We start from the raw sequence: 20718 nt of genomic DNA on the forward strand, positions 1-20718 counted from the left end.
TCCGCCGGTGGGGACCCGCCCGGTGGGGCGGGTCCCCACCGGGCGGGATGGGGTGCGGGAGGGGAACCGGGGGCGGGGCCCCGGCGCGGGGATCGCGCGGGGCGCGGCTATCGGGGTGGTCATCGGGCGCCGGTCACCGCTCGGAGAGGTCGGTGACGATGGTGCCGTTCTCGTCGATCTCCGGCAGTTCCTCCATCGGGGCGGGCAGCAGGGCGGCCGAACGGTCGATGCCGCCCTCCTCGTCCACGCCGTACATCGCCTCGAAGATACGGCGCACGGCCGGGCCGGAGGCACCGGAGCCGGTACCCGCCTGCGAGATGGTCATGATGATCGTGTAGTCGTCGGTGAAGGTCGCCAGCCAGGAGGTGGACTGCTTGCCCTCGGTGGTGGCGGTACCGGTCTTGGCGTGTATCGGGATCCGCTCCTGCGGCCAGCCGATGAACCGCCAGGAGGCGGTGCCCCGGGTGATGACGTCCTCGGTGGCCGCCTTCATCTGCCGTATGGTCTGCTCGGTGGCGGGGGACTTGCCGAGTTCCTCCGGTTCGAACTCCTCGAGGACCGTGCCGTCGGCGCCGATGATCGCCTTGCCGACCTGCGGGCGCCACAGGGTGCCGCCGTTGCTGATGGAGGAGTAGACGACCGCCATCTGGAGCGGGGTGACCAGCACGTCGCCCTGGCCGATGGAGAAGTTGACCGCGTCGCCGGCCCGCATTCGCCAGCCGTCCTCGCAGTTCTCCCGGGCGAGGCGGTGGGCGAAGTCGTTGGCGTCGGACTTGGCCATCTCGCACCAGGTGTCCTTCTGGCTCTCCCAGTACTCGCGCTTCCACTGCCGGTCCGGTACCCGACCGCCCGCCTCGGCGGGCAGGTCGATGCCGGTGGGGCTGCCGAGGCCGTACTGACGGGCCGCCTTGAACAACCAGTCGTTCGGGTCGCCGTCGGGGTTGATGCCACCGTCCTTCTGCCACTCGGTGTGCGCGATGCGGTAGAAGACGGTGTTGCAGGAGACCTCCAGCGCGTGGCCCAGGCTGATCGGTCCGTACCCGCGGGACTCGAAGTTCCGGAAGGTGGTGGAGCCGATGCTGTAGGAGGAGGAGCAGTCGTAGCGGCCGTCGAAGGGGTAGCCGGCGTTGACCGCTCCGGTGGAGGTGATGACCTTGAAGGTCGAACCGGGCGGGGACTGTCCCTGGGTGGCGCGGTTGAGCAGCGGGTTGTTGGCGTCCTCGCCGGTCAACCGCCGGTACTCGTCGGCGGAGATGCCGCCGACCCACACGTTGGGGTCGTAGTCCGGCTGGGAGGCCATCGCGACGATCCGGCCGGTGCGGGACTCCATGACGACGACCGCGCCGGAGTCCGCTTCGTAGGGACGTCCGCTGATGGTGTCGCGCTGGGTGCGGGCCTCCTCCATGGCCTGCGCCAGTTCCCTCTCCACGACGGCCTGGACCCGGGCGTCGATGCTGGTGACCAGGTTGGCCCCGGCCGCGGCCGGGTCGCCCTCGGCCTGGCCGATGACCCGGCCGTACTTGTCGACCTCGTAGCGGGTCACGCCGGCGCTGCCGCGCAGCCAGGAGTCGTAGGTGCGCTCCAGGCCGGAGCGACCGACCTGGTCCGAGCGCAGCAACGGGGATTCGGTGTCCCGGGCCTCCGCCACCTCCTCGTCGGTGACCGGGGAGAGGTAACCGAGGACCTGCGCGGTGCGGGCGCCGAAGTGCGCGGCGTAGCGGCGCACGGCGGTCGGCTCGGCGCTGATGCCGGGGAATTCCTCGGCGCGCTCGCGGATCTGCAGGGCCTGCCGGGTGGTGGCCTCGTCGGTGATCGGGATGGGCTGGTAGGGGGAACCGTTCCAGCAGGGCTGGGGGGTCTCGGCGTTGCACAGCCGAACCCGGTTGGTGACCTCCTCCGGATCCATCTCCAGGAGCTCGGCGAGTTCGGTGAGGACCTGCTCGCCGCCGTCGCGCATCCGCATCAGGGCGGAGCGGTCGGCGGAGACCACCAGGCGGGTCTCGTTGTCCGCGAGGGGCACGCCCCGGGCGTCGACGATGGAGCCGCGCACGGCGGGCTGGACGACCTGCTGGACGTGGTTGCCGGCCGCCGCGGCGGAGAACTCCTCGCCCTGCCGGATCTGGAGGTACCAGAGCCTGCCGCCGAGGGTCAGCAGCAGGGAGAAGACCAGTATCTGCAGCACGACCAGGCGAATGGTGACCCTGGGGGTGCGGCCGGTCTCGGGGATGTTCGTCACAGGCGCTTGACCCCCTTCACCTTCACCCCGCCGAGGCCGACCGCGCCGGCGCCGCGTCGGGGACGCAGTCCGGCCAGCGGCGAGCGGCCCCGTCCGGTGCCGCCCAGCGGTTTGCCGAGCACGCGGCCGGCACGCGCCCCGCGCAGACCGCGCCGGCCTCCACCGCCCCAGGAGGCCGCGGAGTCCGTGGCGGAGGGGGCCTGTTGGTCGCCCGCGAGCGGGTCGTTCTCGAATCTGCGGGCCAGTGCCATCACGCCGGGCACCACGAAGGGCGCCAGCAGCAGGTCGTACAGGGTGGCGGTGAGGACCAGCGCGATGAGCCCGGAGGTGTCGGCGGCGGTGTCGCCGACGAGAGTGCCGACGCCCGCGTACAGCAGGGTGGAGGCGACGGCGGCGCCGGCGACCACGGCCATCGGGATGGCGGCCGAACGGTGCCGGCCGGTCTCGGGTCTGGTGAGTCCGGCCAGGTAGCCGATGAGGCACAGCACCAGGGCGTACCGGCCCACGGCGTGGTCGGCGGGCGGGGAGAGGTCTGCCAGCAGACCGGCGGCGAACCCGACCAGCGCGCCGCCGACGTGGCCGTACACCAGGGCCAGGCCGAGCACGGTGAGCAGCAGCAGGTCCGGGACCGCGCCGGGGAGTTGGAGTCGGGCGAGGATGCTGACCTGGAGGACCAGCGCGGGGACGAGCAGGACGATCGCGAGAAGGGTGCGGTTCAGCCGCATGTCAGTCAGCTCCTGCGCTCGCGTCGGCGGTTTCCCCGGTTCCGGCCCCGGCGGTTCCGGGGTCGTCCGGCTCGATGGCGGCGTCGGCGTCGACGCCGGTGTCCTCGTCGGCGGTGTCGGCGTCGTCGTCGGTCTCCTCCCGCTCGACGGCGGTGCGGCGGGTCTCCGTGCCCTCCTCGGGACGGGGCGGCAGCACGGCGTCGCGCGGGTTCTCCCGGGGCGGTTCGATCACGACGCCCACCAGGTCCAGCCGGGTGAAGGCGACGTAGGGCCGGACCCGGACGGTACGGGTCAGGTCACCGGCGGCGGCCTCCACCTCGACGACCTCCCCCACCGGCACTCCGGGCACGAACGGCTTGTTGTCGGAGGAGCCGAAGGTGACCAGGCGGTCGCCGGCCTGGACGGAGGCCCGATGGTTGAGGAGTTGGACGTCCAGGATGTTGTCACCGCGGCCGGTGGCGAAACCGAGTTCGTCGCTGCCCTCCAGCCGCGTGCCGACGGTGAAGTTGGGGTCGCTCGCCAGCAGCACCGTGGCGGTGCGCGGCCCGACGGTGGTGACCCGGCCGACCAGGCCGTCGCCGTTGAGGACCGTCATGTCGCGGGTCAGGCCGTCCTCCCGCCCGGCGTCGATGGTGATGGTCCGCGAGAAGTTCTGGGCGGGCCCTATGGCGATGACCTGGGCCCCGACGACCCCGTACCGTCCCGCGCCGGCGGTGCGCAGCAGGTCGTCGAGTTGCTGGATGCGGGAGTCGCGGTGCTCGGATCCGCCGAGCTGCTGGCGCAGTTCGGCGTTCTCCCGTTCGAGCTCGCTGATCCGGTCGTACCGACGCCCGGAGTCCCGGACGGCGGAGACCGCGTTCGCGATCGGGTCGACGGCCCCGGCCACACCGGCCTGGACCGGGCCCAGGACGCCGGCGGCGACCTCGCGGGGGCCGTCGAGCGGCGACTCGTCACCACTGCGGAGATCCATCGTGATCAACGCGAACGCGATGGAGACGAGCAGGACGAGCAGTAGCCGGCTCTCTCGTGTGTCCCTCACCTGGGGCGGCCGTGCCTTTCTGGTTCGTTGCGGAGCGGGCTCCGGGTCGGGCGGGGGCGCTCTCCCACCCGGGTCCGGGGCCCCGGGGGCACGCGGTGGGGCCGGGCGGACGCCGACGGCTCCCGCGAGGACCCGGTGGGCGGGGCGTCACGGTGCCGGGGTGCCACGGTCCCGGCTCAGCGGCGCGGCTGGGCGTCCAGGACCTGCTGGAGTGCCTCGAACTCCTCCACGCACTTGCCGGAGCCCAGCGCGACCGAGTCCAGGGGGTCCTCGGCGATGTGGATGGGCATCCCCGTCTCCTGCCGCAGCCGCTCGTCCAGGCCGCGCAGCAGCGCGCCGCCGCCGGTGAGGACGATCCCCCGGTCCATGATGTCGCCGGACAGCTCCGGCGGGCACTTGTCCAGGGTGGTCTTGACCGCGTCCACGATGGAGTTGACGGGCTCCTCCATCGCCTTGCGCACCTCGTCGGCGGAGATGACGACGGTCTTGGGCAGGCCGCTGACCAGGTCCCGGCCGCGGATCTCGGTGTGCTCGTCCTCACCGAGGTCGTAGGCGGAACCGATGGTGATCTTGATGTTCTCGGCACTGCGCTCGCCCAGCAGAAGGCTGTACTCCTTCTTGATGTGCTGGATGATCGCGTTGTCCAGCTCGTCACCGGCGACCCGGATGGACTGCGCGGTGACGATGCCGCCCAGCGAGATGACCGCCACCTCGGTGGTGCCGCCGCCGATGTCCACGACCATGTTGCCGGTGGCCTCGTGGACGGGGAGCCCCGAGCCGATGGCGGCGGCCATCGGCTCCTCGATGATGTGCACCTGGCGGGCCCCGGCCAGGGTGGATGCCTCGATGACGGCGCGGCGCTCCACTCCGGTGATACCGGAGGGAACGCACACCACCACGCGCGGTCGGGCCAGATAACGACGCTTGTGGATTTTCAGGATGAAGTAACGGAGCATCCGTTCGGTGATCTCGAAATCGGCGATCACCCCGTCCTTCAACGGACGGACGGCCACGATGTTGCCGGGGGTCCGGCCGATCATCTTCTTGGCCTCGGCGCCGACCGCGAGAATCCCGCCGGTGTTGGTGTTGATGGCGACGACCGACGGCTCGTTGAGCACGATCCCCCGCCCCCGCACGTACACCAGCGTATTGGCCGTCCCGAGGTCGACTGCCATGTCACGGCCGATGAACGACATATTGTTCGCCATGGGGATACGTCTGGCCTTCCAGCTGGAGCGATGTGTGCGTGGAGCTCGGCGGGGATGCGGTGACACCGGCCCGCGGATCGCGGTGCCGTCATCGTATCCACGGCCGGACGAACACGGGGCGCGGGTACGCCCTCCCCGCCATTGTCGGCGGAACCCGCCCCGGGCACCGTCATGGTGACGTCGTGTTCGGGTGAAGGGTTCCCCTCTTTCGAGCGTACCGACTCCGATGGCGCAACGCATTGACGCACCGGGGGCCGAACGGGCGGGTTTTCGTCCGATGGTGAATCAGTGGTGCGGACGGCGGGCGAATCAGTCGCGACCGGGAAAGAAAATCTTCAGCTCGCGCTCGGCGGAGTCGGGTGAGTCGGACGCGTGGATCAGGTTCTCGCGCACGATCGTGCCGTAGTCGCCGCGGATCGATCCGGGGGCGGCGGCAATCGGATCGGTGGGGCCGGCCAGCGCGCGCACCCCCTCGATCACCCGCTCGCCCTCGACGACCATGACCACGGACGGGCCGGAGGCCATGAACTCCAGCAGCGGCGGGTGGAACGGCTTGCCCTCGTGCTCGGCGTAGTGCGTCTCCAGGGTGGCGCGGTCGGGTTCACGCAGTTCCAGGGCGGTGATCCGCCACCCGGCCTTGGCCTCGATCCGTCCGACGATCTCGCCGATGAGTCCGCGGCGCACCGCGTCGGGCTTCAGGAGAACGAGGGTGCGCTGGCTCATGGAAACGGCTCCAGGGTCTGGGATGCGCGGGCCCGGGCTTCCCGGGCCCCGGACGATTCCCGCGCACGACGGTACGCGGTCGCTCACGGAGGAAGCGGGATGATCGCACGATACCCGCCCGGGGTCGGGAATCCCCAGCCGGGTTCGCGAGTCGGGACGGACGGTGCCTCCGGGGCGGTGCCTCCGGCCGGGGTTCGGGGTTGTCCGGAATTCGGGGTCACCTCCCGGGGCCGGAGTCGGGAAAGGGGACCGGGCGGCCGGGCCCCGTCCCCGTGGAATACGGCGGTGCGTTCCGCCGGAGCGCGGTGGCGAACCGTCGGGTGACGGAGGGGCTCGGGCCCCCGGGAGGGAATGGGGGGAGAGCCGGACCCGACGAACCGGCCCCGAGGAGTCCGGAAACGGCGCGCCGGAGGAACACCGCACGGGGACTCGGAAGCCCGGGGGCGGAGCGGTGATCGGCACGGTCGGGGAAGGACCCGCGCCCCGGGCCGGGGGCGTGGTCGGAACGCGCCGGGCCACCGGGAACGGCGCGCCGGAGGGACCGCGTCGGGACCCGGCGACGGGCCACTCCCCCACCGGGAGCAGCCGGCCGGCGACCGACCCGGGATCAGCCCTCGGCCGCGCGGGAGGCCTTGATGGCGTCGATCTCCCGACCGTAGTGGACGGCGGCCCACCACAGCGCGGCGAAGAGACCACCCAGCAGGAACATCGCCGGCACCAGCACGCCACTGGCGATCAGCCCGACCTGTAGCACCCACCCCGCCGGGACGGCGGCGCGGCGGTTCAACAGGCCGCACAGCAGCAGGGCGCCCGCCATGGCGGTGCCGCACACCGCCCACAGCATCACGGTCGGCACGTCCGTCAGGGCCATCGCCACCAGGCCCGCCAGGCCCAGCACGATGAACTCGGCGATCAGGGTCGCCGCGCACAGCGCCCGCATCAGCTCTCGCCCCCGAGCAGCAGGCGGGCCTCGCCCACGGTGATCACCGAGCCGGTGACCAGGACCCCGACACCGCCGTAACCGGCCGCCTCGCCGTCCTCCTCGGCGAGCGAGACGGCCGCCTCGATGGCGTCGTCGAGACGGGGCTCGACCCGCACCCGGTCCTCGCCGAAGACCTCGACCGCCAGGGCGGCCAGCTCGTCCGGGTCCACCGCGCGGGAACCGCTGTTACGGGTGACGACGACCTCGGCGAAGACCGGTTCGAAGGCATCCAACAGCCCCCGCACGTCCTTGCCGACGGTCGCGCCGACCACTCCGATCAACCGGCTGAAGCCGAACGCCTCCTCCACCGCCTCGGCGGTGGCCGCGGCTCCCGCCGGGTTGTGCGCGGCGTCCAGGAGCACGGTGGGGCCGGTGCGCACCACCTCCAGCCGACCCGGCGAGGTGACGGTGGCGAAGGCCTGCCGGACGATCTCCGGGTCCAGGGTGCGGGCCCGGGTGGCGCCGATACCGAAGAAGGCCTCGACGGCGGCGAGCGCCACGACGGCGTTGCGCGCCATGTGGGCGCCGTGCAGGGGAAGGAAGACGTCGGGGTACTCCCCGCCCAGCCCGCGCAGGGTCAGCAGCTGGCCGCCGACGGCGACCTCACGGGAGAGCACGCCGAACTCCATACCCTCGCGGGCGACGGTCGCGTCCACCTCCACCGCCCGGCGCAGCACCACCGCGGCGGCCTCGACGGTCTGTCCGGCGAGGACGACCGTGGCACCGGACTTGATGATCCCGGCCTTCTCCACCGCGATGCGCTCGGGGGTGTCGCCCAGGCGGTCGGTGTGGTCCAGCGCGATGGGGGTCAGGACGGCGACCCCGGCGTCGATGACGTTGGTGCAGTCCCAGGAACCGCCCATGCCGACCTCGACCACGGCGACGTCCACCGGCGCGTCCGCGAAGGCCGCGTACGCCATGGCGGTCAGCACCTCGAAGAACGAGAGTCGGTGCTCCTGCGCGGCGTCCACCAGGTCGAGGTAGGGACGCAGATCGCGGTAGACCTCGACGAAGCGCTCGGGGGCGATCGGCCGGCCGTCGAGGCTGATGCGTTCGGTGATGGACTGGACGTGGGGGCTGCTGAACCGGCCGGTGCGCAGTTCGAAGGCGCCGAACAGGGCCTCGATCATGCGGGCGGTGGTGGTCTTGCCGTTGGTGCCGGTCAGGTGGATGGCCGGGTAGCCGCGCTGGGGCTCCCCCAGCACGTCCATCAGTGCCTCGATGCGTGCCAGGGAAGGATCCAGCCGGGTCTCCGGCCAACGGTCCAGCAGTTCCTTCTCCACCTCGCGCAGGGCCTCGGCGACCGCCGGGTCGCTCGGCGTGCCGGGCAGTTGCTCGCCCGCGGAGGCGGCGGGACCGACGGAGGCGCGCAGAGTGCGGCTGCCGGCCTCGATGACGGCGAGGTCGGGGTCCCGGTCGGTCTCGTTGTCCACGATGCTCTCGAAGGCGACGTCGGCCGGGGAGACCGCCCCGGGATCCGCCGGGCGGGCCGACTGCCCGGCACCGCCCTCGTCGGGACGGTCGGCCGGGTCGGGGGAGCCGGGGGCACCGGTGCTGTCACTCACGCCCCCGATTCTACGGATGGATCACCCGCGCACGGCGGGCGGAGGGGCCGACCGGTGGGTACCGGCGCCGATCGGGTGCCCGGGAGCCGGCGCCCGGCCGGGCACGCGTCGCAGCCGGGCGCGGGAACCGGACACACGGCCGAGCACACTCCGAACCGAACCCACGACCGGGCGGACGCCGAAGCCGGGTGCCCGGCCGGACACCCGGAAGGCGGGCACGCGGTCGGGCGCATGGCCGGACACGCGCCGAGCCGGACCGCCCCGGACACGCGCCGAAGCCGGACGCGGCCACCGCACGACCGGGCGCGGGTCGAAGCCGCGCGCACGGACGGATGTGCGCCGGGACCGGCCCCGGCCGGGTGCCGGTGCCGGGACGCGCCGATGCCGGGACGCGCCGATGCCGGGACGCGCCGGTGCCCGCGTCCCGGAAGGACGCGGGCACCGGAGGGTTCGCACCTCGCGTCGCGCGCGGGCCGTGCGCGACGCCCGGCTCAGCCGGCCAGGCGCCCCAGCTGGGCGGTGAGGCGGGCGATGTCCGCCTCGGCCGCCTCGCGCCGGGCCCGGATCTTCTCCTTCACCGGCTCCGGGGCCTTGGCCAGGAACTTCTCGTTGCCGAGCTTGGCCGTGGTCTGCGCCAACTCCTTCTCGGCCTTCTCGGCCGCCGCCAGGTCCTTGGTCAGGCGCTTGCGCTCGGCCTCGGTGTCCACCGCGCCGGAGAGGTCGAGGGCGACCTCCGCGCCGGCCACCGGGAGGGTGGCGGAGGCGGTGAAGTCGGGGCCGGCGGGCTGGAGCCGCAGCAGGGAACGGACGGCCTCCTCGTGCGCCTCCAAGCCGGTACCGGCCAGCTCCACGCGGGCGGGGACCCGCTGGCCCGGCTGCAGACCCTGGTCGGCCCGGAACCGGCGGACCTCGGTGACCAGACGCCGCACCTCGGCCGGTTCGCGCTCGGCCGCCTCGTCGCGGAACCCACCGGCGGTCGGCCAGTCGGCGACCATCACGGAATCGCGCCCGGTGAGGGTGGTCCACAGCTCCTCGGTGACGAACGGCGTGATCGGGTGCAGCAGGCGCAGCAGGACGTCCGGGACCTCGCCGAGCACCCGGCGGGAGACCTCGGCCGCCTCGCCGTCGGCCTGGAAGGTGGTCTTGCTCAGCTCGACGTACCAGTCGAAGACCTCGTCCCACGCGAAGTGGAAGAGGGCATCGCAGAGCTTGGCGAACTGGTAGTCGTCGTAGTGGGTGTCGACCTCGCCGAGGACGGCGTCCAACCGGGAGAGGATCCACCGGTCGGTGGCCGACATCCGCTCGGCGGCCGGCAGCGGGCCCTCCACGGTGGCGCCGTTGATCAGCGCGAAGCGGGTGGCGTTCCAGACCTTGTTGGCGAAGTTGCGGGAGGCCTGGACCCAGTCCTCGCCGATCGGGACGTCCACGCCGGGGTTGGCGCCGCGCGCCAGGGTGAAGCGGACGGCGTCGGAGCCGTAGGCGTCCATCCAGTCCAGCGGGTCCACGACGTTGCCGAAGGACTTCGACATCTTCTTGTCGCGCTCGTCGCGGACCAGGCCGGTGAGGGCGATGGTGTGGAAGGGCGGCGTGCCGTCCATGGCGTACAGGCCGAACATCATCATCCGGGCGACCCAGAAGAAGATGATGTCGTGGCCGGTCAGCAGGACATCGGTCGGGTAGAACTTCGCCAGGTCGGCGGTCTCGTCGGGCCAGTCGAGGGTGGAGAAGGGCCACAGCCCGGAGGAGAACCAGGTGTCCAGGACGTCGGTGTCCTGCGTCCAGCCCTCGCCGGTCGGCGGTTCCTCCTCGGGGCCCACGCAGACGACCTCGCCGTCCGGCCCGTACCGGACCGGGATGCGGTGGCCCCACCACAGCTGGCGCGAGATGCACCAGTCGTGCATGTTGTCGACCCACTGGAAGTAGCGCCCGGCCATCTCCGGCGGGTGGATGGCGACCCGGCCGTCGCGGACCGCGTCGCCGGCGGCGCGGGCCAGCGGCTCGACCCGGACCCACCACTGCAGGGACAGCCGTGGCTCGATGATGGTCTTGCAGCGGGAGCAGTGGCCCGCGGAGTGGACGTAGGGGCGCTTCTCGGCGACGATCCGGCCCTGCGAGCGCAGCGCGCCGACGACGGCCGAGCGGGCCTCCAACCGGTCCAGCCCCTCGAACGGGCCGGGGACGGTGATGACAGCGCGTTCGTCCATGATCGTGAGCGAGGGCAGGTCGTGCCGGCGGCCGATCTCGAAGTCGTTGGGGTCGTGGGCCGGGGTGACCTTGACCGCGCCGGTGCCGAACTCCGGATCGACGTGCGGGTCGGCGACGACCGGGATGCTCCGGTCGGTCAGCGGCAGCCGGACCTCGGTGCCGATCAGGTGCCGGTAGCGCTCGTCGTCGGGGTGGACGGCCACGGCGGTGTCGCCGAGCATCGTCTCGGCCCGGGTGGTCGCGACGACGAGCGAGTTCTCCCCTTCGCCGTAGCGGATGGAGACCAGTTCGCCGTCGCGGTCCTCGTGGTCGACCTCGATGTCGGAGATCGCGGCCAGACAGCGCGGGCACCAGTTGATGATGCGCTCGGCGCGGTGGATCAGTCCGTCGTCGTACAGCCGCTTGAAGATGGCCCGCACGGCCCGGGACAGGCCCTCGTCCATGGTGAAGCGCTCACGGGACCAGTCGACGCCGTCGCCCAGGCGCCGCATCTGGCCGAGGATCTTCCCGCCGTACTCCTCCTTCCACCGCCAGACCCGCTCGACGAACTCCTCGCGGCCGAGGTCGTGCCGGGACTTCCCCTCCTCGGCGAGCTGCTGCTCGACCTTGTTCTGGGTGGCGATGCCGGCGTGGTCCATGCCGGGCAGCCAGAGCACCTCGTACCCCTGCATCCGCTTGCGGCGGGTCAGGGCGTCCATGAGGGTGTGCTGGAAGGCGTGGCCCAGGTGCAGGCTGCCGGTGACGTTCGGCGGCGGGATGACGATGGCGTACGGGGGCTTGTCGCTCTTCGCGTCGGCCTCGAACCAGCCGCGCTCCACCCAGCGCTCGTACAGCTTCCCCTCTACCTCCGCCGGGACGTAGCGGCTGGGCAGGTCGGTGGGGGCGCCGTGTGGCCCGGTGGCGGGCTGCTGAGTGTTCTCGGTCACCGGGCCCGGTCCATCGACGGCGGAGGGCCGCCCTCGACCCGGTTTCCCGGCCCGGGGCGCCCCTCGACCGGGAGCCCGGACTCCGGATGTACAGCAGCGCCTCCGGTCGGCCAGGATGGGCCCCCGATATCCGAACTCCCGCCCAGAGGGGTACACAGATGAGTCACCAGCAGCCGGGGCCGTACGGGCAGCAGGGCCCGCAGCCCGGTCAGCCCGGTCAGCCCGGCCCGTACGGGACGCCCCCGCCGGGACAGCCGCCCACCGGCGGGAACCCCTACGCGCAGCCGCAGCCGGGCGCGCAGCCGGGTTACGGGTATCCGCAACAACCGCCCCCGGGGCAGCCCGGTTACGGGTATCCCCAGCAGCCGGGCGGTCAGCCGGGTCAGCCGGGATACGGCTACCCCCAGCAGTCCGGTCAGCCCGGTCAGCCCGGATACGGCTACCCCCAGCAGGCGGGCGCGCCGGCGCCGGGTGCTCCTGCGGGGAAGAGCGGCAGGGGTCGGACGATCGGCATCACGGTGGCCGTGGTCGCGGCCCTGGCCGTGGTCGGCGGCGGGCTGTACACCGTCCTCTCCGGTGGTGACAACGCCCTCGGTCCGCGTCCGGACACGCGGTACGACCTGACGCTGCCGCAGCAGAGCGGCGAGTTCGTGTTGTCGGAGGACGAGGGGGGCTCCTCCATGCTCTCCGAGCAGGAGTTGGAGGACGCCGGTCTCGCCGACATGGAGAGCGTCGGCGGCTCCTACCTGGTGCCCGACTCCGACTCCCCGGTCCCGGAGTGGGGCAGGATCGGCATGGGCTTCGGCGGTATGTGGGGCGAGGTGGAGAACCCGCAGCAGACGGTTGACCTGATCTTCCTGCAGTTCGCGCAGAGTCTCGCCGAGGAGGAGGGTGAGGAGATCGAACTGGTCGGCACGGCCGAGTCGTTCACCTACGAGGAGGCCGCGCTGAAGTGCCAGATCGCCCGGGGCACCGAGCCGGACGCCGACTTCGGGTACACGCTGGAGATGACGATCTGCGCCTGGGCGGACTACAGCACGGTGGGGCTGACCTACTACGTGCCCTTCCCCTCGCTGCCCGCCGACATCGACCCGTCCCTGGAGGAGATGCCCGAGATGGGGGAGCCGGAGGGCATCACCACGGAGGAGGCCGCCGGGTACACCCGACAGCTGCGGGAGGACGCCCTGGTCGAGCGCGCCGGGTGACCGGCCGCGCCGGCTCCGCTCCCGGGGGCCGGACCCCGGAGGTTCCGGTCCCCCGACGACGGTGGGCGCGGAGTTCCGAACGGGCGCGACGCGCGCCGGCGTTCGGGGCTCCGCGCCCACCGGTGGTTCCGGGTACCGGCCGGACCCGCCGGGGCGGGGTCCGGCCGGTCGCCGGGTCAGGCCGACTTCTCCCGGGGGGTGCGCGGCGAGTTGCCGCGCTGCTTCGCCATTCGGGAGCGGGGCACCAGGGTGGGGTTCACGTTGGAGCGGACCACGTCCTCGGTGATGACCACCCGGCCGACGTCCTGACGCGAGGGAACCTCGTACATCACGGACATCAGCACCTCCTCCATGATCGCCCGCAGGCCGCGCGCGCCGGTGCCGCGCAGGATCGCCTGGTCGGCGATCGCCTCCAGCGAGGGGCGGTCGAACTCCAGCTCCACGCCGTCGAGTTCGAAGAGTCGCTGGTACTGCTTGACCAGGGCGTTGCGCGGCTCGACCAGGATGCGCAGCAGGGCGTCCCGGTCCAGGTTGTGCACCGAGGTGATGACCGGCAGCCGGCCGATGAACTCGGGGATCATCCCGTACTTGACCATGTCCTCGGGCAGGGCGTCGGCCAGCAGCTCGGAGGCGTCCCGATCGCGCTTGGAGCGGATGTCGGCGCCGAAACCGATCCCCCGGCCGCCGGAGCGGGCCCGCACGATCTCGTCCAGTCCGGCGAAGGCTCCGCCGACGATGAACAGCACGTTCGAGGTGTCGATCTGCAGGAACTCCTGGTGCGGGTGCTTGCGCCCGCCCTGCGGCGGGACCGCCGCCGTGGTGCCCTCCAGGATCTTCAGCAACGCCTGCTGCACGCCCTCGCCCGAGACGTCCCGGGTGATCGAGGGGTTCTCGCTCTTGCGGGCCACCTTGTCGATCTCGTCGATGTAGATGATCCCCTGCTCGGCCTTCTTGATGTCGTAGTCGGCCGCCTGGATGAGCTTGAGGAGGATGTTCTCCACGTCCTCGCCGACGTACCCGGCCTCGGTCAGGGCGGTGGCGTCGGTGATCGCGAAGGGGACGTTGAGCATCCGGGCCAGGGTCTGCGCCAGCAGGGTCTTGCCCGAGCCGGTGGGGCCCAGCAGGAGGATGTTGGACTTGGCGAGTTCGATCTCCTCGTCCCGTGAGTGCGCCGACTCCTCGCTCACCCGGACCCGCTTGTAGTGGTTGTAGACGGCCACCGAGAGGGCCTTCTTGGCCGGTTCCTGACCCACCACGTAGCTCTCGAGGAACTCGTAGATCTCGCGCGGCTTGGGCAGCTCGCCGAGGTCCGACTCGGGGGACTCCGCGAGTTCCTCCTCGATGATCTCGTTGCAGAGATCGATGCACTCGTCGCAGATGTACACCCCCGGGCCCGCGATGAGCTTCTTCACCTGCTTCTGGCTCTTCCCGCAGAACGAGCACTTGAGCAGGTCGCCGCCGTCACCGATGCGTGCCACGAGGTGCTTCCCCTTCGCCTGCGCACCTCCCGGGAGGGGGCGGTGCCTGGTACCTGGTGCGCCGTCGCTCCGCGAGCCCGTCCGGGGGTTCACGGGTGCCGCGACCGCGCGCGTCTGGATGTCTGTGTGCGCCTGTGCTGTCCGTGGTGTCGTGCCGGTGCGTGTGGTGCCGGTGTCGAGCCCTGCGGACCGCGCGAACGGCTCCGTGGCCGGGTGCGGCACCCCGTTCCCGGAGCCGCGGCCCGGTCGGTGCCGGATGCCGTTATCGCGCTGTCCTCACGACGGTACCCTGTCGCCCGGACGGAATGGCCCTCCTTGGCGGGAAACCCCCGGGACGGGGTGGCATCCCGCCGAAGGAGGGCCGGCGATCCGGTCGCTCAGACGGAGGCGGAGCGGGTCGTCACGATCTGGTCGATCAGACCGTACTCCACCGCGCCCTCGGCGGTGAGGATCTTGTCGCGCTCGATGTCGTCGCGGATCTGCTCGATCGGCTTGGTGGAGTGCTTGGCGAGCATCTCCTCCAGCTGGACACGCATCCGCTGGATCTCGTTGGCTGCGATCTCCAGGTCGGAGACCTGACCACGGCCGGTCTCGCTGTACGGCTGGTGGATGAGCACCCGCGCGTTGGGGAGCGCCATCCGCTTGCCGGAGGTCCCGGCGGCCAGCAGCACGGCGGCGGCCGAGGCGGCCTGGCCCATGCACACGGTCTGGATGTCCGGCTTCACGAACTGCATCGTGTCGTAGATCGCCGTCAGCGCCGTGAAGGAGCCGCCGGGACTGTTGATGTACATCTGGATGTCCCGGTCCGGGTCCATCGACTCCAGGCACAGCAGCTGCGCCATGACGTCGTTGGCCGAGGCGTCGTCGATCTGCACGCCCAGGAAGATCACCCGCTCCTCGAAGAGCTTGGCGTACGGGTCGTACTCCCGGATGCCCTGGGAGGTGCGCTCGACGAAGCGCGGGAGGACGTAGCGGGAATCGGGGTTCGGGCCCTCGTACCGGCCCGAACCGGGGAGGCCGGCGGTCCCGGAGGGACCGGAGAAGGGAATCGGTGCGGTCATCGGGGTCTCCTGGCGATGAGCTGTCGACGGGGTCGGGGCTGCGCGGAAGGGGCCGTTCTCAGGCACCCGTGCCGCCGCTGCCGGGAATGTCCGCCGCGTTGGCGATCACCCGGTCGACCAGGCCGTACTCCTTGGCCTCCTCGGCGGAGAACCAGCGGTCGCGGTCGGAGTCGAGGGTCCACTGCTCGATGCTCTGGCCGGTGTGCCGCGCGGACAGCTCGGTCATCTTCTTCTTGGTGCGCAGCAGCCACTCGGCCTGGATCTTGATGTCCGAGGCGGAACCGGCGAGGCCGGCCGAGGGCTGGTGGATCAGGATCTCGGCATTGGGCAGGGCGAAGCGCTTGCCCGGCGTGCCGGCGCTGAGCAGGAACTGCCCCATCGAGGCGGCCATGCCCATGGCGATGGTCACCACGTCGTTCTTGATGAACTGCATGGTGTCGTAGATCGCCATGCCCGCGGTGATCGAACCACCGGGGCTGTTGACGTAGAGGTTGATGTCCTTGTCCGGGTCGTCGGCCGCGAGCAGCAGCAACTGCGCGGTGATCCGGTTGGCGATGTCGTCGTCCACGGCCTGGCCGAGGAAGATGATCCGCTCGCTGAGCAGCCGGTTGTAGACCTGATCACCGAGGCCGCCGGCAATGGGGTCGGCGGCGGCGGAAGGCATCGGAAGCGTCACGTATTCCACCTGCTCATTCATTGGACGACCGTGCTCGCGCACGGGCGCCGGCATCGTCGTTGCTCGTCGCCGAGAACGTCCGGGGCCGGGGCCCCGGGGCACGTACTCGGCCGTACTGTCGAGGGGTTGCCTTTACGGACCCTAACGCGCTGGTGGGGCCGACCCATCCCGGCTCGGAAACTGTTCGCTGTGAGCGCAGGTGGGGTTCCCCCGGGGGTTGCGCCGGGAGCGGAACGGGGCCGGACGTGGATCACGTCCGGCCCCGTTCCGGGTGCCGCGTGCGGCTCCTCGATCAGGCGTTGTCCTTCTTGTCGGCCTTCTCGCCGGTGTTCTCGTCGGTGGTCGGCTCGTCCCCACCGGCGGTGGCCGCGGCCTCCTCCGGGGTGATGGTCTCGCCCTCGGTCTCGTCCTCGTCCTCCAGGTCGACGACCTCACCGTTGGTGTCCACCACGCGGACGGACTCCACGACCCCGGCCAGCGCCTTGCCGCGGCTGACCTCGCCGACCAGCATCGGAACCTGGCCACCCTCGACGACCGCGCGGGCGAATTCGTCGGGGCTCATGCCGGAGGACTGCGCCCGACGCATCAGGTGCTCGGTCAGCTCCTCCTGGCTGACGTTGACCTTCTGGTTCTTGGCGATCTCGTCGAGCACGAACTGGGTGCGGATGCCCTTCTCGGCCTGCTCGCGCAGTTCCTCGTCGAACTCCTCGGCGGTCTTCTCCTGCATCTCCAGGTACCGGTCGAGGTCCATGCCCAGGCGGCCGAGCTGGTGGTTGACCAGGTTGTGCTTGCGGGTCTCGATCTCGTCGCGCAGGAGGTTCTCCGGCATCGGGACCTCGACCCGCTCCAGCAGGGCGTCCAGGACCTGCTCCTGGGCCTTGGTGGCCTGGTCGTACTTCTTCTGTCGGGCCAGGCGGGTACGGGCGTCCTCCCGCAGCTCCTCCAGGGTGTCGAACTCGCTCGCCAGCTGGGCGAACTCGTCGTCCGCGGCGGGCAGTTCACGGGAGGAGACGGCGTGCACGGTGACGGTGATCTCCGCCTCCCGACCGGCCGCGGAGCCGCCCTTCAGCTCGCTGGTGAAGGTCGCGGTGCCGCCGGCCTCCAGGCCGGTGACGGCCTCGTCGATGCCGTCCAGCAGGCGGCCGGAGCCGATGGTGTAGTCGATGCCCTCGGCCACGCCGTCCTCGAGGACCTCGCCGTCCACCCGGGCCTGGAGGTCGAGTCGCACCACGTCGCCCTCGGCGGCGGCCCGCTCGACCTCGGTGGTGGAGGCGAAACGCTCGCGCAGCTGCTCGACGGCCTCGTCGACATCGGCGTCGGCGACCTCGACCGCGTCGACGGTGACCTCGATGTCGGAGTAGTCCGGGATCTCGATCTCGGGGCGGATGTCGACCTCGGCGGTGAAGGTCAGGACCTCGCCGTCCTTGAGATCGGTGATGTCCACCTCGGGGCGGCCGAGGGGATTCAGCTCACCCTCGGTGACCGCCTCGGAGTAGAACTTCGGGAGTGCCTCGTTGACCGCTTCCTCCAGCACCGCACCGCGGCCGAAGCGCTGGTCGATCACCCGCGCCGGCACCTTCCCCTTGCGGAAACCGGGGACGGTGATCTGCTGGTTGATCTTCTTGTACGCCGCGTCGAGGCTGGGCTTGAGCTCCTCGAAGGGCACCTCGACAGTGAGCCGAACCCGAGTCGGGTTCAGGGTCTCCACGGCGCTCTTCACGGTCGGTCTCCTTGGGGCTGACTGCTGGGGTGGTGCCCGGTTCCGACGGGATCGATCGCGCCGATCCGCCCGAACTGCGTCCGAACACATGGTCCGAACCCCGTCCGGGCCGTCGGAGCCGGGCTTCTTGGCTTGAGGGGCGCCCCGTATGCGGCATGAACATGCGGACACGACACAGGCACGCGCGATCCTCATAGTACGTGGTCGGGGTGGCCGGATTCGAACCGACGACCTTCCGCTCCCAAAGCGGACGCGCTACCAAGCTGCGCCACACCCCGAGGTGGCTCATGACGCGACACGTAGGGTACAGGTCCGACCGCCGGACCGGTGCCGGGGGCACCGATCACGGACCCGAACCGCCCTCGGACCCACCCCGGGACCCCCGGAGACGAATACCCGGCGGGGCGGCGGTCGGTGACGCTGTTAGGATGCCCCGTGACGTCGAGCGCGCCCGACCCGGGTGCGGCGAGGTCTCGCGGGTGTAGCTCAATGGTAGAGCCCTGGTCTTCCAAACCAGCTACGCGGGTTCGATTCCCGTCACCCGCTCCTCGGCCCGGTCCCGGATTCCCCGGGGCCGGGCTTTTCCGTGTGTCGGAGCCGCCCGCGCGTGTCGGAGCCGTTTCCCTTCCGCCGCGCCCGGCCGTGCCGTCCGTCGCCCCGGGGCAGCGCGAGGCGGGGGCGGGACGCGTCGCGCCGGACGGGTCCACCCCCGACGATCGGTGACACGTCCGCCCGCGCCGGGGCCCCGCCGGAGCGATCCCCCGATCGCGATCGATCACCTGCCGCCGCTGTTGATGCTGTTGTCGAACGAACCGATCGAGTTGCTGACCGACTCCAGGAAGTCCCGTATCGGGTCCGCCGCACCGGTGGAGGCCAGGGAGAACCCGAAGAGGATCGCGATGATCGCGGGACCCCACTTCATCGAGCCCCCGCGGATCATCACCACGAGAACGATGCCCAGGAGGAGCACCAGCGAGAACGAGATAATCACAAGATCACACCCTCGAACGTAACACCGCGTGCGGACACAGCCGCCTGGCCGTGCCCCCGGGGTCCTTCCCCCTCCGACACCCCCGCAAGCACGGGACCATCGTGCCGGCATCCGGGCCCCGTCGAGGGGATCCTGACGGCCCGTCGGACGCCACCACCACCGACCCACGGGGTGGCGGGGCACGGTCGCCGTTGACCGTCGGGCCCCTGGTCGAATACCGCCGCGAAGTCGACCCCCCGTCCCGGACGTTACCGTTCCGTGATCGCCGAGTCGAGTCCGATTCCGATGAATTCCCCGCTCCCCCGACGGAATTGCCCCACGGAGGCGTCCGGTTTCCCATCCGGGTCCGGGAGGGCGGCCGGGGGTGCCCCGCCTTCCCGTCGATCGCCCCGCGTGCGCGGACCCTCCGACCCCGGCCTCCCCACCGCGGACTCCCCCACCGGACCCGCACGGAACCGGCACCCGAATGGCCCGGAACATCCCCGGAGTCGTCCCGACCCCTGCCGGCCGGGCCGCTCCCACCCCGCTCCGCCGCCCCTCTCCGGCACCGGACGGCCCGGAGGGGGATTCCGGCATCGCGAAGCCCGTCCCTCGAACATCTTCCCGAGCCTTTCGCGGGACGGGCCACCTCCTCCGCCGGACGACCACGGCGCGACGAATGTTGCGCGTTCGTTATCCGACCCGAAAGGAGTCCGCCGCCGGACGATCCGGGGGAACCGACCCCCCGGGAGACGGTGCGCGACGCCGTCCCACCCACCGCTCATCCGATCTCGACCCCGTACCGGCGCAGGTAGGCCACCGGATCGACATCGGTGCCGTAGTCGGCCCCCTCGCGAACCTCGAAGTGCAGGTGGGGACCGCTGGAGCGCCCGGTGTTGCCCGACAGCCCCACGGGCACCCCGCCGTCGACCCGTTCCCCCGGCCGCGCGTGGAGGCGCGAGAGGTGGGCGTACAGGGCGTGGTGTCCGTCCGCCATCTCCACCGTGACGAGCTGTCCGTACGAGCTCGACTCACCGGCGAAGACCACGGTGCCGGGACCCACCGAGACCACCTCCGCCCCTTCCGGGACGGCGAAGTCCACCCCGGTGTGATAGCCCGCCTGCCACTCCCCCGGCGTTCCGTAGGAGGCGGAGACCGGGTAGCCCACCACGGGCGCGGTCCAGTGCCCGCCGATGTCACCACCGGCCGGCCGGGAAGGGCCGGCGGCCCCCGGGATCCACCCGGGGAGGGGTTCCGTGCCCGGTGCGGGGAGGGAGCCCCGGCCGGGGAGAGGGACGCCGCCGGGGAGGGAGAACGGGTCGAACCGTGGCACGGCGGCCGATCGGTCGACCCTCCGCCACCCGGGGCCGGCGCCGGGGCGTCCGAGCCCTCGGTACCGCTCGAGCAGCACGGCGGCCCGGTTCCCCGCGGGGTCGGGGACACCGCCCACGGCACCGTCGCCCGGGTCGACGGCGGCCCGGGGCGGCGGACCGGGAGAACGGTGCCGGTGGAAGTCCGGCTCCCCCGGACCCCTCGGATGTCGTCGGTGGTCGCCGCCGGTCCGGGCGGACGGCGGGGTCTCCCGGGCCTGCGGGGCCCCGAGCGGGGAACGATCCCCGGCGCTTCCCGCGTGGGCGGCTCCCGGCGCGCCGGCGGCGAACAGGAGCGCGGCCAGGACGCCGGCCACCAGCCGGCAACCGGTGCCGGGGCGGCCTCCGATGACGGGACGGCGGCCGGGGGCGGACGCTCGGGCGCCGCGGGAGTCGTTCCGCGATGGGGTCATGACGGAGAGCCAAGCCCGGCGGGCCGGGTGCCGCATCCGGCGACGCACCGCCCGGCGCGTCCGTTCGGCTCAGTGCGGCGCGGCGGCCGGAAGGGGTATCGGCGCTGTTCGCACCGGGACCGGCCCCCGTCCCCGGGGCCGGCGCGGGATTCCGTCGCGGGGGTGACCGGCGATCGGAGGACATCCCGCTCCGCTCACCGACCCGCGCGCCCCGGC

General features: G+C 71.9%; 15 protein-coding genes and 2 tRNA genes. 2 read left to right on the top strand and 15 right to left on the bottom strand.

Going from position 1 to position 20718, the window contains the following annotated elements; translation table 11 throughout:
• Window positions 1–133: 133 nt before the first annotated feature.
• The 8 genes from mrdA to LZF96_RS03290 all read right to left on the bottom strand — a co-directional run bounded on the left by mrdA (window position 134) and on the right by LZF96_RS03290 (window position 11609).
• Window positions 134–2236 (bottom strand): penicillin-binding protein 2, encoded by a 2103-nt coding sequence (mrdA, locus tag LZF96_RS03255; RefSeq protein WP_233865405.1) that lies wholly within the window; start codon window positions 2234–2236, stop codon window positions 134–136.
• Complete coding sequence (gene mreD / locus LZF96_RS03260; RefSeq protein ID WP_233865406.1) at window positions 2233–2961, bottom strand: rod shape-determining protein MreD; 729 nt, start codon at window positions 2959–2961, stop codon at window positions 2233–2235. Before mreD ends, mrdA begins: the two co-directional genes overlap by 4 nt.
• A 1-nt stretch (window position 2962) precedes the next feature.
• Complete coding sequence (mreC, locus tag LZF96_RS03265) at window positions 2963–4000, bottom strand: rod shape-determining protein MreC (protein WP_233865408.1); 1038 nt, start codon at window positions 3998–4000, stop codon at window positions 2963–2965.
• A gap of 176 nt (window positions 4001–4176) precedes the next feature.
• A complete protein-coding gene (locus LZF96_RS03270) occupies window positions 4177–5196 on the bottom strand; it encodes a rod shape-determining protein (protein WP_233865497.1) in 1020 nt (339 codons plus the stop codon).
• A gap of 321 nt (window positions 5197–5517) precedes the next feature.
• A complete protein-coding gene (gene ndk, locus LZF96_RS03275) occupies window positions 5518–5931 on the bottom strand; it encodes a nucleoside-diphosphate kinase (protein WP_233865410.1) in 414 nt (137 codons plus the stop codon).
• 607 nt (window positions 5932–6538) lie between these two features.
• Entirely contained in the window at window positions 6539–6871 is a 333-nt protein-coding gene (locus LZF96_RS03280) for a DUF4233 domain-containing protein (RefSeq protein WP_233865412.1), read from the bottom strand.
• Window positions 6871–8478, bottom strand: a complete 1608-nt coding sequence (locus LZF96_RS03285) for a folylpolyglutamate synthase/dihydrofolate synthase family protein (protein ID WP_374203075.1) — start codon at window positions 8476–8478, stop codon at window positions 6871–6873. The genes LZF96_RS03280 and LZF96_RS03285 overlap by 1 nt, the downstream gene beginning before the upstream one ends.
• 491 nt (window positions 8479–8969) lie before the next feature.
• Entirely contained in the window at window positions 8970–11609 is a 2640-nt protein-coding gene (locus LZF96_RS03290; protein WP_233865414.1) for a valine--tRNA ligase, read from the bottom strand.
• A gap of 158 nt (window positions 11610–11767) precedes the next feature.
• Between LZF96_RS03290 and LZF96_RS03295 the strand changes: the two genes are divergently transcribed.
• Window positions 11768–12814: a hypothetical protein gene (locus tag LZF96_RS03295; RefSeq protein WP_233865417.1), complete on the top strand. Its 1047-nt coding sequence runs from the start codon at window positions 11768–11770 to the stop codon at window positions 12812–12814.
• Window positions 12815–12990: 176 nt separating this feature from the next.
• On the opposite strand, the gene clpX is transcribed toward LZF96_RS03295, so the two are convergent.
• From clpX to LZF96_RS03320, 5 genes are all read right to left on the bottom strand, one after another.
• Window positions 12991–14292: an ATP-dependent Clp protease ATP-binding subunit ClpX gene (gene clpX, locus LZF96_RS03300; protein WP_233865419.1), complete on the bottom strand. Its 1302-nt coding sequence runs from the start codon at window positions 14290–14292 to the stop codon at window positions 12991–12993.
• A gap of 377 nt (window positions 14293–14669) precedes the next feature.
• A complete protein-coding gene (locus LZF96_RS03305) occupies window positions 14670–15353 on the bottom strand; it encodes an ATP-dependent Clp protease proteolytic subunit (RefSeq protein WP_233865421.1) in 684 nt (227 codons plus the stop codon).
• A gap of 58 nt (window positions 15354–15411) precedes the next feature.
• Window positions 15412–16029 (bottom strand): ATP-dependent Clp protease proteolytic subunit, encoded by a 618-nt coding sequence (locus LZF96_RS03310; RefSeq protein ID WP_308294139.1) that lies wholly within the window; start codon window positions 16027–16029, stop codon window positions 15412–15414.
• Window positions 16030–16321: 292 nt separating this feature from the next.
• Window positions 16322–17749: a trigger factor gene (gene tig / locus LZF96_RS03315; protein WP_233865423.1), complete on the bottom strand. Its 1428-nt coding sequence runs from the start codon at window positions 17747–17749 to the stop codon at window positions 16322–16324.
• 201 nt (window positions 17750–17950) lie between these two features.
• A tRNA-Pro gene (locus LZF96_RS03320) sits at window positions 17951–18027 on the bottom strand.
• Between the two features lie 197 nt (window positions 18028–18224).
• Here LZF96_RS03320 and LZF96_RS03325 point away from each other — a divergent pair.
• Window positions 18225–18295, top strand: a tRNA-Gly gene (locus LZF96_RS03325).
• A gap of 229 nt (window positions 18296–18524) precedes the next feature.
• Here LZF96_RS03325 and LZF96_RS03330 read toward each other — a convergent pair.
• Window positions 18525–18740, bottom strand: a complete 216-nt coding sequence (locus tag LZF96_RS03330; RefSeq protein ID WP_233865425.1) for a hypothetical protein — start codon at window positions 18738–18740, stop codon at window positions 18525–18527.
• A gap of 760 nt (window positions 18741–19500) precedes the next feature.
• Complete coding sequence (locus LZF96_RS03335) at window positions 19501–20502, bottom strand: M23 family metallopeptidase (RefSeq protein WP_233865427.1); 1002 nt, start codon at window positions 20500–20502, stop codon at window positions 19501–19503.
• Window positions 20503–20718: the final 216 nt, after the last annotated feature.

It is taken from the genome of Streptomyces sp. ST2-7A, from assembly GCF_021390475.1.
Taxonomy (GTDB): Bacteria; Actinomycetota; Actinomycetes; order Streptomycetales; family Streptomycetaceae; genus Streptomyces.